The organism is Marinomonas sp. (assembly GCF_965225885.1).
Lineage (GTDB): Bacteria > Pseudomonadota > Gammaproteobacteria > Pseudomonadales > Marinomonadaceae > Marinomonas.
Map to the genome: position 1 here is coordinate 1,425,096 of NZ_OZ245329.1, position 12,970 is coordinate 1,438,065.

Below are 12,970 nucleotides of genomic sequence, written 5' to 3' on the forward strand. Positions count from 1 at the left end.
TTGGCTGATTGACCTATGTTTTATTCGGCAGTGTGATAATCGAGCTATCTTAAACAAATTAGGAAGGATTCTTTAGCCTTAAAAATAGACAACTATGTTAATATTTGTAACTGAATATCTTGTCGTGGCTATTCGATTATTTAATCACGATACTTTTTTAGCTTTTGCTTTCTCTCATTTATCAAGATTCTTTTTATGCTTAGCTGGTTGAATGCCTCAATGACTCGAAAAATTAGCAGCTTATCTTTTATTCTATTGTCATTCCTTTTTGTGGTGATTTTGTATTCTGTTTATCAGTCACAAAGCATCTACAAAAAAATGCAGGAAGTCGCCGAGATTGATATCCCGCTGTCAGAAATAATTGCCAATATCGAAATCTCACAACTTAAACAGCATTTACAGATGGAAACCATTCGTTTGAAAGGTGATGCTTTTTTTACAAATAAAGCAGTCCAGTCCAGCAGCGTAAAAGGGTTTGATGAATTCAGTCACCATTTGTCACTACAGCTCGATAAAGCGGTCAGCATTCTTCATCAAGGAATGAAGTTTGGCAGCATTCGCATTGGCGTGGCAGAACATCAGTCTTTGATCCAACAAATCAATAAGTTACATAGTCATCGATTGAGTTTTGAAAATGTATTTTCACAATTTATAGCGAGTGAGCGAACTGGATTTAAATTGTCTTGGGAGGCGTTGGAAAAACAATATAACTTATTAGATGATGAAGCGAATGACTTGTTAGTGAATATTGATCAACTCACAGTAAAAGTCGCCGCAACGGTCGAGCAACAAGAACGTAATTTTATGATCATGAATGCTGTTTTGGGCCTTTCCGCTTTCGTCATTGGTGGATATTTAACGCTTTATACGATTTTGTCATTCCGTCGCAAGGTAGGATCTTTACGTGGGCAGATAGAAACGCTACATCGTTCTATTTCTCCGGATGAAGACAGTCACATTGCGCGTCATCAAGGCTCAGATGAACTAGACGAGTTGGAAAAGGACTTAAAGCTTTTAATGGGGCGTTTGTTTCTTGAAAAAGAAAACCGTGATGAAGTTGAAACTCAACTGCTTGAATTAGCAACCCGAGATAAGTTAACCGGTGTGTTTAATCGCCACAAATGGGATGAACACATTAAAGATGAATTAGCGCTGGCCAATCGTGGTCATCACTTTAGTTTGATTTTGCTCGACGTGGATCATTTTAAAAAAATTAACGACACCCATGGCCATGATGTGGGCGATATTGTTTTAAAGTCGCTGGTTAGGGCTTTAAAAAGAAGACTTCGCGAAACCGATGTTCTTTTTAGAGTTGGTGGTGAGGAGTTTGCTATTTTGCTAAGAGATACGCATCTTGGGGATGCGGGCAAGTTAGCTGAACAGCTGCGTAAAAATGTTGAATCTATCAATGAAGACAAAGTCCCTCCTTTTACCATTAGTTTGGGAGTGACTGAGTACCAAGACTCTGATGACCAACAACGTATCGTAAAACGTGCTGATGTGCTGCTGTATGAAGCCAAAGATGCAGGACGCAATCAATTTCGGGCTGGGTAATTTTTTGCGAGACCGTCTGCGCTGATTTTTTCAGTTATATCTTCTCATTATGGGAATATTTAAATGTGCTAATATTCATACTTATCCTGAGTGTGAGTTTTTGAGCTTATCTAATACTTCACTTTAACTTTCTTTTTTCAGTGCCGACATGAACCTTTATGTTTAATTGGTTAAATGCCTCCATGACTCGAAAAGTTAGCAGCTTGTCGTTTATTCTTTTGTCATTTCTATTTGTGGTGATTATTTACACTGCGTATCAAACACAAAAGATCTACGCAGAAATGCAGGAAGTGGCAGAGATTGATGTCCCGCTGTCTGAGCTTATTTCTGACATAGAAATGTTGCAGTTGAAACAGCATCTTTTGGTGGAAACCATACGACAGCAAGGTCGTGCTTTTTTTGATAATGAAGCGCTGCAAGCAAAAAGCGTAAAAGACTTCAACGACTTTAGCCAACGACTTTCTGTAGAGCTTAATAAGGCCGTTAATCTACTTCACCCAAGACGATGCCCACATCTATTGTACGCTAGCCCAAATGGAAGCCGAATGTCGCGACGTGGTGTCCTTGGTGTTAGATATTTATCGCCAATTTGGTTTTAACGAGGTGCGTATCAAATTATCCACTCGCCCAGAAAATCGGATGGGCGATGACGCCACATGGGACGTGCTGGAAAACACCTTAATCGACGTATTGACGAAAATGTCTTTGGATTACCAAATCAACCCTGGGGAAGGCGCTTTCTATGGCCCGAAACTGGAATTTGTTTTAAGAGACGCCATCGGTCGAGATTGGCAATGTGGCACTCTGCAAGTGGACATGAACTTACCAGAACGCTTTGATATTGACTATGTCGACATGGACGGCCAGAAAAAACAGCCTGTCATGCTACACCGCGCACTCTTTGGCTCACTGGAACGCTTCACTGGTATTTTGATTGAACATCACGCGGGCAAACTGCCTGCTTGGCTCGCTCCCACTCAAGCCATTGTATTGGCCATCAGCGAAGACAATAACGCGTATGCTCAAGATGTCGCTGCCTTTCTAGAAGGCGAGCATATCCGCACCGAAACGGACATTAGTAACGAGAAAATCGGCTACAAAATCCGCAAACACACCTTACAACGCATTCCTTACTTGCTGGTGGTTGGTGCGAAAGAGCAAATGTCTGGCAGCGTCGCGATTCGTAGCCAAAGCGGTGAAGATCTTGGCACCTTGTCTTTAGAAGACGCCATCGACTTACTGCAACAAGCTACCCAAGCGCCGGATGCTGCGGGTCGTTTGGCGACTCATCAAACCCTTAAAAACAGGCTAATAGCTACTAATCACACCGATGACATAGAAGGAGCCGCATGACCGCATCAATACTTCCTCATCACACAGATAAGCATCATGCCGATTTACTCGTGCATGGTGGCACAGTGATCACGCCCAATGGCGAAGAACCCATTGATGTTGCCTGCCTTGCAGGTCGTATTGTCGCGCTTGGCAAGCTAAAAGAGACTTGGCATGCAGACAAATACCTTGATGCCAGCGGTTTGCATGTTTTGCCCGGCGTCATAGACAGTCAAGTGCATTTTCGTGAGCCGGGCTTAACGCACAAAGAAACCATCGAAGCGGGCACCCGAGGCGCTGTGCTGGGCGGTGTGACCAGTGTATTTGAAATGCCTAACACCAATCCCCTTACGCTCAATGAAAATGACTTAAACGCCAAGCTTGCCATCGCTAAGCAACAGGCATGGTGCAACTTTGCTTTTTACATGGGCGGCTCTGGCGCCAATGCCGAGCAACTGGATAAGCTCGAAAAGCTCCCCGGCTGCTCTGGCGTTAAAGTTTTCATGGGCAGCTCTTTTGGCGACCTATTAGCCGACGATGACGATATTCTGCGGCGTATTGTTGCCCATGGCACCCGCCGTATGGCGGTTCATGCCGAAGACGAAGCGCGCTTAAAAGCGCGTAAAAGCATCGTCGAGACCAGTAAAAAAGTCACCGATCACCCTGTCTGGCGAGACCCAGAAAGTGCCCTTATGGCCACCAAACGCATCGTCAAAATAGCCAGTGAAGTAAACCGTCGCTTACATGTTCTGCATGTTTCTACTAAAGAGGAAATGGCCTTTTTGGCTCAGCACAAACACAGAGTCACGGTCGAAGTCACGCCTCACCACCTAACCATGAGCGCACCAGAATGTTACGAGCGTTTAGGCAGCCTAGCGCAAATGAACCCACCCGTTCGAGAACAAGTACATCAAGATGCGCTTTGGCAAGCCATTCAAGAGGGAGTAGTGGATGTGATTGGCAGTGATCATGCACCGCACACCCTAGAAGAAAAAGCGCAACCTTACCCACAATCGCCAAGCGGCATGACAGGCGTTCAAACCTTACTTCCTCTGATGTTGGATCATGTTAATGCAGGTCGCTTAAGCCTATCGCGCTTAGTGGACCTCACCAGCGCTGGCCCCGCTAGGATTTTTGGCATAGAAGGAAAAGGACGGATCGCCCTAGGTTACGATGCAGACTTAACCCTCGTTGACCTTAACGCCAAACGGGAAATCCATAATGATTGGGTCGCCAGCGTCAGTGGTTGGACACCTTATCACGGCAAAACCATCACTGGCTGGCCCATTCACACCGTAGTGAATGGGCTGCTTGTCGTCGAAAATGAAACCTTGGTGGGCACGCCCAACGGGAAAATGATTCGATTTCTGGATACCGAACTTATCTAAACCCCAAAGCTATTCATCCAAAGCTATTCATTCAAAGTCCAAAGAGTGTTGGCAAGTACAAGGTGATGACAGGCACGTAAGAGATCAGCGCGAGTAAGCTGAAAAGCACGAAGTAGAAAGGCGCGAGCGCGACAATGACTTTTTCGACTTTTACCTTGGCAACGGTAGCCCCGACGAATAAGCCGGTACCGACAGGCGGAGTGATGGTGCCGATGGCAAGGTTGAACACCATGACGACGCCGAAGTGCACAGGATCGTAGCCAACCTTCATGGCAATCGGCAGCAAAATCGGCGTGAAGATCAAAATTGCCGGCCCAATGTCCATAAAGCAGCCGACAATCAACAATAAAATATTGATGATCAACATGACCATAATCGGGTCGTTGGAGATCCCAAGAATCAAGGCGGAGATTGCTGCTGGAATGCCAGTAAAGGCCATGGCGAAAGACAAGGTGGCCGATGCCGCTAAGAGCAACATGATGGTGCCGGTAATGTGCGATGTCTCAATAAGAAACTTAGGCAGCGCGCGAAGTGGTGTGGTTTTGTGGATGAAGAACGCCAAGATCATGGTGTAAATGACTGCAATACCTGATGCTTCTACTGGCGTCACTACACCCATAACAATCCCACCAATAATAAACACGATGAGAAACAAACTAGGAATGGCATCAAGAGTTATCTTAATGGCTTCTTTAAAGGGTACTCGATCTGACAATGGGTACTTGCGCTTTTTGGCAATAATGACGGTGACTAATACCAAGCCCAACGCCCAAATAACACCTGCTACAGCGCCACCTAAAAACAAGGCCGCGACAGAAGTGCCGCCGGAAATCAACGAGTAAATGATGAAAGCAGTAGTGGGCGGTACCAGCATGCCCGTTGGGGCCGAGGCAATATTCACTGCCGCGGCAAACGATTTGTCATAGCCTTCTTTGGCTTGAATCGGCACCATAACGCTACCAATTGAAGTAGACGCCGCAATGGCCGAACCTGAAATACAACCAAACAGAACGTTACCTGCGATGTTGGTTTGCGCCAAGGAGCCTGGAATGCGCCCAGCGAGCAGTTTAGCGAAGTTCACCAAACGAATGGCAATACCGCCGGAGTTCATGATGACGCCGGAAAGAATAAAAAACGGCACGGCTAGCAGAGAAAAACTGTCCAAGCTGGCGACCATTTTTTGTGCCGAGGTGAAAAGTGCTATATCCACTGGCACCATCATGGTGACGGCGGCTAAAGACGAAGCCACTAAGGCAATCGCCAGCGGCAAGCCTAACAGCGACAGGATAGAAAAGGTAATAATGAGCACAAGGCTTGCTTCACCCGCCATGTTTATTCTCCCATGCTTAGTGATTGATCAACATCCGAATCCGACTGATTTGTGGTCGGCTCTTTTAATACATCAATCAAATTTAAAATGGCGTACAGAATCAGCAATCCACCACAGACAGGCAATGCGGCATAAAAGCTCGACATTGGCATTTGTAACACCGCAGTGAGTTGTTTAGAGGCAATCTGCATGCTGTGCAAACCTCCTAAAATCAGCACATAAATACTGAAAATAATAAAACTGACAGGAACCAACAGCTTAAGAAATTTGCGGAACCTACCGCGCGAAAGATCGCGCAGTAGGTCGATAGCCATGTGAGAATTACGGCCTGCAGAATAAGCGGCTCCTAATAGAGACAACCAGACCAGTCCTAAACGTAACAGCTCTTCGGTAAAGGTCGAAGGGTCGTTAAATACATAGCGGCTGATCACCTGCCAGCTGAGTATTACAACCATGCTGAGGAGTAAGAGTGAACAAGTTGTCCCTAGACAGATGTCTAGGAAACGTCTTATTTTTGGCATTATTTTGACTCCGCTTGCTGGCGGATTGCCTGATAAACCTTATATTTTGCTGGCTCCGATTTTAGCTCGTCATACATTGGCTGTACGGCTGCTTGGAACTCGGCCACATCTGGGTAATAGAAGGTTACACCGAATTGTTTTTCACTCATGGCTTTGGCGTCGTTAACGGCTTTTGTCCATGCTTGCTTTTGAAACTCAGTGGATTCTTTTGCCGCTTCTTGAACCGCTTGACGTTGATCTGGGCTTAAACGATCCATGGTTGCTTTCGAGATCAACACAATGTCTGGCACACGAGAATGCACATCGTAAGAGTAATGCTTAGCTACTTCTGCGTGACGAGCAATGGTCAAGGCAAACTCGTTGTTTTCCGCGCCATCTAATACGCCTTGCTGAATAGACGAATACACATCAGCTTGTCCCATGGCGATAGGCGAACCACCGAGCATTTTGACCATCTTGATAGAGGTTGGGCTTTGCATGACGCGGATTTTGAGACCTTTTAGATCGTCCACATTACGGATGACTTTTTCTGAGGTATAGAAGCTACGAGCGCCGCTATCGTAATAGGTTAGACCCAAAATACCTTCGCCTTTTGACGATTCATAGATCGGTGTGGTGATTTTGGGATTATCCATGAACATTATAAAAATGTTCTTGGCTATCAAACAGATAAGGCATCGAGAAGACGCCATAAACAGGGGCAAAGCTTTCCATTAGGCCGCCACTGACTTTGGTCATATCTAACAAACCAGCTTGAAGTAGCTCGACCATTTCCCGTTCGCCGCCTAATTGGCTGTCAGGGAAAAAGGTGACAGTGACATCGCCTTTGGTTTTCTGATCAACCAACTCGGCAAACTTTTTCACTGCTTCTACCGTTGGCGTGGCATTACTGGCGTAGCCAAAACGCAAGTTTTCCGCATAAGCAGACGCGGATGCGAGTCCTAAGCTGATTAGGGTAAGTGCGGTGGTAAATAGTTTGGTTTTCATTCTCTTATCCTTTTTATGTTTATTGTTGATCTAAGAAATTGATTGCTAGTGTGTTTATAAACTAGCTAAATATAGCGACGTAAATATTCGCTAAGACATAAAATCGCCATCGTTTGTCCATAAGGCATGGAGGTGATTTTGATGTTTTTGTAATACTCTAAATCGTCGCCCATGGCGGTACCAAACGAGGTGTTTTGCAGTTCGCCTTGCGCGTCAATGTTGCTATAGACCGCTTTGATGGCTTTTTCCGCAACAGGTAAGTAGTCACTAGAGAGATAGCGTTTGCGAACGGCTTTTAAGATGCCGTAAGCAAATCCTGCCGATGCTGAAGCTTCTAAATAGGTGCTGCTGTCATCCAATAAGGTGTGCCAAAGGCCATCGCTATGTTGTAGCTCGCTCAGGGCTTTCACTTGTCGTTCCAGCGTAGAAAGCAAGAAACGACGAATTGGATCGTTTTCAGCCAAATCCAATAATTCGATGAATTCTGGAATAACGATAGTGATCCAGCTATTGCCGCGAGCCCATAAAGCGTCGGCAAAGTTGTGGTTGCCTTCGAACGTCCAGCCGTGGAACCATAGGCCGCTTTTTGAATCCATTAGATATTGAATGTGAGTCAAAAATTGGTATTTTGCTTCTTCCACGTAATCCGGTTTGTTGAGCAATTTACCGATTTTAGCGAGCGGTAAAACACTCATCATTAAGGTGTCGTCCCACATTTGATTGTGGTTCACGCTGTTATAAACAATGTGCTGAAGGCCGCCTTCTTGTACGCGCGGCATTTCGTACATGACCCATTCTGCCCATTCTTCCAGATAAGGAACCCAAGACTCTTTTGGCGTACGTTCATGCAAACAAGCCAGTGTTAAAAAAGGTGCAACCGTGTTGATGTTTTTAGTTGGCGTGCCTTCACTAAGGCGCTGATCGAACCAATCGTGAATAATTTTTAGTGTGTCTGGGTTGTTGGTGAGCTGCCAATATTTGAACAAGCCATATAAGCCAATGCCATGAGTCCATTCCCAGCCTGCCCAGCCTTTGGTGTCGATCACTCGACCGTCTTCAAGACGTAGCAGAAAGTCACCAGTAGTATCTTCAATATTGATGAGATTTTGAGTTAAAAGATCGATTGCCTCGACGACTTGATCGCGTGAAACAACATGCTTCTTTTCTCTTAGTAATTCATGCATTGCTAATCCCTTTTTATTTTTGGGTCTTGTAATGGTTAGACTCAATATAGGTCACAAAATATCAACTTGAAACGAATGATTGTATTTTGTTATACATTCAATCATTTAAAATAAAATAGCGTTTCTAAAATGAAATTAATCAAAAAAATATAGCCTCATTTGAAAGCTATATTTTTTAATCGTTCGCTTTTTTTATCTGTTTTACTACACGATCCCTGAGCCAGTTTTATTCGGATCTGCTGGACGAGCCTTAGCGACGGCAGCACGGTAGCCACTCGCTCGATAACAGCTAACAGGGTCGATGGCACCACCTGCCTGTAAACGGGCCATTTGTAAGATCGGCTCAACGTCTAAGTTGTAAGCTTGTTTCAAGCTGGCCTGTGCCATCATTGGGTCGTTTGCTTCTTGGTATTGAGTTAAGGCTTCGCGATCCACTAATAAGCTTTTCACGAAGGCACGCTGTACTTCTGCTGCACTGTACATCAAGCTTTCTACCGGATCGGTCACGTTGTGTGATTGATCCAACATATAGAATGGGCTGTACGCAGGATCTTGGCTGCGGATGTCTGTTAGCTCATTGAAGATCAAAAACAATTGATAAGGATTGATAGAGCCGCTGTCCAAATCATCGTCGCCGTATTTGCTGTCGTTGAAGTGAAATCCGCCAAGTTTGCCGAATTGCGCAAGACGGCTAACGATCATTTCAATATTGACGTTCGGTGCATGGTGGCCCAAATCCACCAGAGACAAACAACGCTCGCCGGTTTCTTTCGCGGCAAGGTAGCTGCTGCCCCAATCTTGAATCACGGTAGAGTAGAAGGCTGGTTCAAAGATCTTATGTTCTAACAGCATGTTCCAATCGTCTGGCAGGCTGTTATAGACCTCTTTGATACTTTCTAAATAATGCGTGAAGCTGTTTTTAAAGTGTTGTTGGCCGGGGAAGTTGGAGCCATCGCCCACCCAAACGGTTAGGGCTTTAGAGCCGAGCTTTTGACCTAATTCCACCACATCGATGTTGTGAGCAATGGCTTGCTCGCGCACGGCTTTGTTGGTGTGCGTCAAACTGCCGAACTTATACGACTCATCCTGACCAATTTGATCTTGGAAAGTGTTGGAGTTCATGGCATCAAAATGCAAACCGTATTGTTCTGCGTACTGACGAAGTTCCCTTGGGTCTTTTGGTCTGTCCCAAGGAATATGCAGGGATACCGCAGGCGTGGCTTGCGATAGCAGTTGAATTACCGAGCAGTCGTCGAGCTTTTCGAAGATATTGCGCGGTTCACCTTTGCCTGGAAAACGGGCGAAACGCGTGCCGCCAGTGCCAACACCCCAAGAAGGTACGGCAACGGTAAATTGCTTAGCTTGTTGCAGAATAGTATCGATTTTCACGCCGGAGCGATCCAGCTTTTCCGCCAGCGCGTTGTAATCACTTGTGACGTCGGCTTCTTGCTTCGCGTTGTGTTCTTGCAGCAAGTTTTGATCAATTAACTGTTTCATGAGTAATCCTTTTTATTGTTCTTTTTAATCAATGCTCTAGCGAGTAAACGACGGTGCGTGACCCGCATCAACATTCAGAATATTTCCTGTCGATTTAGATGACGCGTCAGACGCAAAGAAGTAGATGGCTTCGGCAATGTCCTCTGGGAAAACATTCAGCTTTAACATGCTGCGTTGTCGATAATGCTCTTCTAACTCATCGGTAGACAGTTTATAAGCGCTGGCTCTTTCTTCCTTCCATTTGCCTGTCCAGATTTTTGAACCACGCAAAACCGCATCTGGGTTGACCACATTGGAGCGAATACCAAGCGGTGCACCTTCTAGCGCGACACAGCGAGCAAGCTGAATCTCAGCGGCTTTTGCTACACAGTAAGCGCTGGCGTTGGCACTGGCAACCAAACCATTTTTACTGGCAATAAACACCATATTACCGCCCATGTTCTGTTGTTTTAGCAGACTAAAGGCTTCACGAGCAACTAAGAAGTAACCTGTTGATAAGATGCTTTGGTTTTTATTCCATAGAGCAAGAGTGGTTTCTTCTAATGGTGCAGAAGACGCAATACCTGCGTGGAAACAACAATGTCCAAGCCGCCAAATGCCACAGCGCAATGTTTCACCGCACGGATAACATCGTCTTCGTTAGTCACATCCATCTTGATACTAGACGCGCAATCTTTGCTAAATTCGCTGTTCATATTCGCCTGAGCGGTCTTCAGAGCGTCTTCGTCTATGTCCATCAGTACGATATTAGCGCCTTCTTTGGCGAGACGTTTTGCTGTCGCAAGGCCAATACCGCCCGCTGCACCAGTCACCAAAGCGATATGACCCGCTAAGGATTTGGGTTTTGGCATACGTTGCAGTTTGGCTTCTTCTAATAGCCAGTATTCAATGTCGAAGGCTTCTTGTTCTGGCAAGCCAACGTATTCGCTCACACTGTCTGCGCCGCGCATCACATTAATGGCATTAACGTAGAACTCGCCTGCAATACGAGCTGTGGCTTTGTCTTTGGCGAAAGACAACATGCCAACGCCAGGGATCAAGTAAATGACGGGATTTGGATCGCGCATTGCTGGGCTGTTATCGCGTTTGCAGCGGTTGTAGTAACCCGCGTAATCTTCACGGTAGTCAGCAAGACTCTGGTCTAGTGACTCGATCACTTCATCAAGGTTGTCAGTTTCTGGATTGTAATTGACCACAAATGGACGAATTTTTGTGCGTAAGAAATGGTCTGGGCAAGAGGTGCCAAGCTTGGCAAGACGGTCTAAGTCTTTCGAATTGACGAACTGTAAAACTTCGTCGGAGGCATTAAAGTGACCGATTTGACGTTGTTTTTCGCTGGTTTTGCCACGAATCAATGGCATTAAGCTAGACACCACTTGTTGGCGTTTTTCATCAGGCAAGGTTTTAAATAACTCGCCACCAAAGGCCGCTTTGCCTGCGCTTTGTTGTTCCAGCCATGTTTGCGCTTTGTTAATAATGTTCAGTGAGTTGAGGTAACAATCTTTGTTGCCATTTGACCAAGTAAATAGGCCATGGCTTTCTAGTACAACGCCTTTTAGGTGTGGGTTTTCGGTTGCGATTTTGTGTAAATCCATGCCTAACTGAAAACCTGGACGACGCCATGGAAGCCAGCCAATTTCACCGTTAAAAATTTCTTCTGTGAGTTGTTTGCTGTTTTTGCTTGCCGCAATAGCAATCACGGCGTCTGGGTGAAGGTGATCCAGATGAAGGTAAGGTAAATACGCATGAAGCGGCGTATCGATACTGGCGGCGCGGGAGTTTAGGTTGTAAGTACAATGCGGAAGGTAAGCGACCATCTCATCTTCAAACTCAAGTCCGCGATAAAGCGGCAAAAGCTGATTCAGTTTGTCTATATATAGAGTGGAAAAGCCATCCAATCCCATGGAGCCAATATCGCCGCCAGAACCTTTTACCCATAATACGGTGGTCTTTTCTCCAGTAAGAGGGTCGTCCATTTGCAGCTTTGCTGAGGTATTACCGCCACCATAATTGGTCACGCGCATGTCAGAACCGAGCAAGTTTGATCGATATTGCAATAATTCGGGTTCAGTCAGAAGGGACGCATCAGCATCGTTCCAAAGATTGGGTAGTAAGTTAGTAGACATCTTTTAACCTCAAGTTCCGTCTTTTTAATGGCCTAAAGCGTTGTTTTATGGCTATTAATCAAAGACTTTAAATTTATTTTTGTTATGCACAATCAGCGGGTTAGAATGATCGATAACCTTCATATTAGAATAAAAATAATCATTTTCAAGCATTTTTTATCTTTTTATGTATATTTTGATCGATAGTGCTTGATAATGATTGAAAATAAATTATATTGATTATCGAGGATTTAATCGATGCACGAAATTGAAAGGCATAGAGTGATCTTGTCTGAAGTTGAAGCTCGACCGATTGTGACGGTAGCGCACCTAGCCGACGTGCTAGGCGCTTCAGAAGCAACGGTTCGAAGAGATATCAGCTTTTTAGACAAGCAAAAGAAACTACGTCGGGTGCGAGGAGGGGCGGAAGCCATTAATCCTCCTTCTGATGTGAGTTTATTGGGAAGGCCTTACTCGGTTAGTCAAACGATTAACATGGACATAAAACGTTGTATTGCGAAAGCGGCGGTGGATTTATTATCGGACAATATGTCAATAATGATCAGCGGCGGCACAACGACAGCGGCTATGTCTGAGTTTATGCGTGGCTTAAAGCTGCAAGTGCTGACCAATTCGTTTTCCATTGCTGATCAATTGATTAAAAAGAGCAAGTGCAGCGTGACCGTGCCGAGTGGCAAAATCCATCGGGAACAGAATATTATTTTGAGTCCGTTTCCAGATGATATTTCTAACCACACGTACGCGGATGTTCTTTTTATCGGTGCATATGGCATTAATTCTCATGGAGTGATGGAGACAGATCCACAAATCGTACAAGCGGTAATGAAATTGATAAATCGAGCAGATCAGCGGGTGCTTTTGGTTGATAGTACAAAGTTTCAAAACCGATCAAGTATGATCATTTGTCCTCTTTCACAGATAGATATCGTCATCACGGACGATGGAATAGATAACAAGAGTAAAGAAGTGATCGAATCGGCAGGCTGTCGTTTGATCATAGTAGAAAAACAAAAACAATAAACCGCGTCTCGGATACGACAACTTCTTGTTG

The 12,970-nt window shown here is 45.1% G+C and carries 11 protein-coding genes and 1 pseudogene; 5 read left to right on the plus strand and 7 right to left on the minus strand.

The annotated features are described in order from the left end of the window. Nucleotides 1–219 precede the first annotated feature (219 nt). The 4 genes from ACO05V_RS06690 to ACO05V_RS06705 all read left to right on the plus strand — a co-directional run bounded on the left by ACO05V_RS06690 (nt 220) and on the right by ACO05V_RS06705 (nt 4,274). Entirely contained in the window at nt 220–1,554 is a 1,335-nt protein-coding gene (locus ACO05V_RS06690) for a GGDEF domain-containing protein (RefSeq protein WP_421848744.1), read from the plus strand. A gap of 158 nt (nt 1,555–1,712) precedes the next feature. Further along, nucleotides 1,713–2,153 (plus strand): hypothetical protein, encoded by a 441-nt coding sequence (locus ACO05V_RS06695; RefSeq protein ID WP_421848746.1) that lies wholly within the window; start codon nt 1,713–1,715, stop codon nt 2,151–2,153. Further along, nucleotides 2,089–2,907, plus strand: coding sequence for an aminoacyl--tRNA ligase-related protein (locus tag ACO05V_RS06700; RefSeq protein WP_421848748.1), 819 nt, complete (start codon nt 2,089–2,091; stop codon nt 2,905–2,907). Before ACO05V_RS06695 ends, ACO05V_RS06700 begins: the two co-directional genes overlap by 65 nt. Next, the gene (locus ACO05V_RS06705) at nt 2,904–4,274 is read left to right on the plus strand and encodes a dihydroorotase (RefSeq protein ID WP_421848750.1); all 1,371 of its coding nucleotides are present in this window, start codon (nt 2,904–2,906) and stop codon (nt 4,272–4,274) included. The genes ACO05V_RS06700 and ACO05V_RS06705 overlap by 4 nt, the downstream gene beginning before the upstream one ends. Before the next feature lie 31 nt (nt 4,275–4,305). Here the strand turns inward: ACO05V_RS06705 and ACO05V_RS06710 are convergent, their stop codons facing one another. The 7 genes and pseudogenes from ACO05V_RS06710 to ACO05V_RS06740 all read right to left on the minus strand — a co-directional run bounded on the left by ACO05V_RS06710 (nt 4,306) and on the right by ACO05V_RS06740 (nt 11,919). After that, nucleotides 4,306–5,604, minus strand: a complete 1,299-nt coding sequence (locus tag ACO05V_RS06710; RefSeq protein WP_421848752.1) for a TRAP transporter large permease — start codon at nt 5,602–5,604, stop codon at nt 4,306–4,308. A 2-nt stretch (nt 5,605–5,606) separates the two neighbouring features. Further along, nucleotides 5,607–6,125 carry a TRAP transporter small permease gene (locus tag ACO05V_RS06715; RefSeq protein WP_169459273.1) on the minus strand — a complete coding sequence of 173 codons (519 nt, stop codon included), beginning with the start codon at nt 6,123–6,125 and terminating at the stop codon, nt 5,607–5,609. Further along, on the minus strand, nt 6,125–6,766 hold the full coding sequence (dctP, locus tag ACO05V_RS06720; RefSeq protein ID WP_421848754.1) for a TRAP transporter substrate-binding protein DctP: 642 nt from the start codon (nt 6,764–6,766) through the stop codon (nt 6,125–6,127). The genes ACO05V_RS06715 and dctP overlap by 1 nt, the downstream gene beginning before the upstream one ends. Then, entirely contained in the window at nt 6,753–7,112 is a 360-nt protein-coding gene (locus tag ACO05V_RS06725) for a TRAP transporter substrate-binding protein (protein WP_421848756.1), read from the minus strand. Before ACO05V_RS06725 ends, dctP begins: the two co-directional genes overlap by 14 nt. A gap of 65 nt (nt 7,113–7,177) precedes the next feature. Beyond that, nucleotides 7,178–8,296, minus strand: a complete 1,119-nt coding sequence (locus ACO05V_RS06730) for a glycoside hydrolase family 88/105 protein (RefSeq protein ID WP_421848759.1) — start codon at nt 8,294–8,296, stop codon at nt 7,178–7,180. A 204-nt stretch (nt 8,297–8,500) separates the two neighbouring features. After that, a complete protein-coding gene (gene rhaI / locus ACO05V_RS06735) occupies nt 8,501–9,793 on the minus strand; it encodes an L-rhamnose catabolism isomerase (RefSeq protein WP_421848762.1) in 1,293 nt (430 codons plus the stop codon). Between the two features lie 36 nt (nt 9,794–9,829). Next, a pseudogene (locus ACO05V_RS06740) lies at nt 9,830–11,919 on the minus strand (bifunctional rhamnulose-1-phosphate aldolase/short-chain dehydrogenase). Between the two features lie 237 nt (nt 11,920–12,156). On the opposite strand from ACO05V_RS06740, the gene ACO05V_RS06745 reads away from it, so the two are divergent. After that, nucleotides 12,157–12,939, plus strand: coding sequence for a DeoR/GlpR family DNA-binding transcription regulator (locus ACO05V_RS06745; protein WP_421848765.1), 783 nt, complete (start codon nt 12,157–12,159; stop codon nt 12,937–12,939). Nucleotides 12,940–12,970: the final 31 nt, after the last annotated feature.

Excerpts from the sequence above, each read along its gene's own strand:
- ACO05V_RS06690 (WP_421848744.1), top strand. The coding sequence starts at position 220 with ATGACTCGAAAAATTAGCAGCTTATCTTTTATTCTATTGTCATTCCTT.
- ACO05V_RS06695 (WP_421848746.1), top strand. The coding sequence starts at position 1,713 with ATGTTTAATTGGTTAAATGCCTCCATGACTCGAAAAGTTAGCAGCTTG.
- ACO05V_RS06700 (WP_421848748.1), top strand. The coding sequence starts at position 2,089 with ATGGAAGCCGAATGTCGCGACGTGGTGTCCTTGGTGTTAGATATTTAT.
- ACO05V_RS06705 (WP_421848750.1), top strand. The coding sequence starts at position 2,904 with ATGACCGCATCAATACTTCCTCATCACACAGATAAGCATCATGCCGAT.
- ACO05V_RS06710 (WP_421848752.1), bottom strand. The coding sequence starts at position 5,604 with ATGGCGGGTGAAGCAAGCCTTGTGCTCATTATTACCTTTTCTATCCTG.
- ACO05V_RS06715 (WP_169459273.1), bottom strand. The coding sequence starts at position 6,125 with ATGCCAAAAATAAGACGTTTCCTAGACATCTGTCTAGGGACAACTTGT.
- dctP (WP_421848754.1), bottom strand. The coding sequence starts at position 6,766 with ATGTTCATGGATAATCCCAAAATCACCACACCGATCTATGAATCGTCA.
- ACO05V_RS06725 (WP_421848756.1), bottom strand. The coding sequence starts at position 7,112 with ATGAAAACCAAACTATTTACCACCGCACTTACCCTAATCAGCTTAGGA.
- ACO05V_RS06730 (WP_421848759.1), bottom strand. The coding sequence starts at position 8,296 with ATGCATGAATTACTAAGAGAAAAGAAGCATGTTGTTTCACGCGATCAA.
- rhaI (WP_421848762.1), bottom strand. The coding sequence starts at position 9,793 with ATGAAACAGTTAATTGATCAAAACTTGCTGCAAGAACACAACGCGAAG.
- ACO05V_RS06745 (WP_421848765.1), top strand. The coding sequence starts at position 12,157 with ATGCACGAAATTGAAAGGCATAGAGTGATCTTGTCTGAAGTTGAAGCT.